This window comes from Armatimonadota bacterium (assembly GCA_025059775.1).
Taxonomy (GTDB): domain Bacteria; phylum Sysuimicrobiota; class Sysuimicrobiia; order Sysuimicrobiales; family Sysuimicrobiaceae; genus Sysuimicrobium.
Map to the genome: position 1 here is coordinate 1 of JANXCW010000039.1, position 832 is coordinate 832.

Annotated in this window: 2 protein-coding genes; both read left to right on the forward strand. The window is 66.5% G+C overall.

Annotated elements, in window-relative coordinates:
• Positions 1 to 241, forward strand: a 241-nt coding sequence (locus N0A24_12245) for a dihydrodiol dehydrogenase (protein ID MCS7174105.1), incomplete at its 5' end; no start/stop codon positions are given.
• On the forward strand, positions 234 to 832 hold a 599-nt coding region (locus tag N0A24_12250; GenBank protein ID MCS7174106.1), incomplete at its 3' end, for an FAD-dependent monooxygenase. The genes N0A24_12245 and N0A24_12250, both read left to right, overlap by 8 nt.

The following is an 832-nucleotide window of genomic DNA, read 5'->3' on the forward strand; positions in this document are numbered from 1 at the left end:
CAACGAGTTCACCAGCGTAACCATAGAGAAGGTGCAGACGGGAAACGGGGAGCGCCTGCGCATCTCTGCTCCGCGGCTTGGGTACAGCATTGACCTGGACCCCTTGGAGCTGGAGGCCCTTACCTGGCAGACCGTGGAAACCTTCTCCCGGCTCCTCCAGACCCCCTATGGCCCGGAGGAGGAAGGGGTGGAGGTGCGCCCCTTCTCCGACCTGGTCCTCTTTGGAGGGGAGGATGCGTAGGGTACAGGTGGCCATCTTCGGCGCCGGGCCTGCCGGGCTCCTCCTCGCCCACCTCCTGCGCCAGGCGGGGGTGGAAACCGTGGTCCTCGAGGCCAAAAGCCGGGAGTACCTGGAAACCAGCCCCCACCGCATCCGGGCCGGGGTTCTGGAGTGGGGTACCAAGGAGATGGCCAAGCAAGCCGGGGTGGGGGAACGCATGCTCAGGGAAGGGCTGGAACACGGGGGCATCTACCTGGCCTTTGACGGAGGGCTGCTCCACCTGGACTTCCGCGCCCTGGCCGGACGGAGCATCTGGGTTTACGGACAGCAGTACCTGGTCCGGGACATGATCCAGCGTCACCTGGAGGCCGGGGGGGAGATCCTCTTTGAGCACGAGGTGGTGGGCCTGGAAAACCTGGGAGAGGCTCCGGTCCTGGTCTTCCGCACCCCTCAAGGAAAGGAAGAGAGGCTGGCCGCGGAGTTCGCCGTGGGGGCCGATGGCTCCCACAGCCTGGCCCGCAGGTACATCCCCGGGGCCCGGATCCACCAAAAAACCTATCCCTTCGCCTGGCTAGGGATCCTGGCGGAAACCCGCCCCGCCGCCGAGGAGCT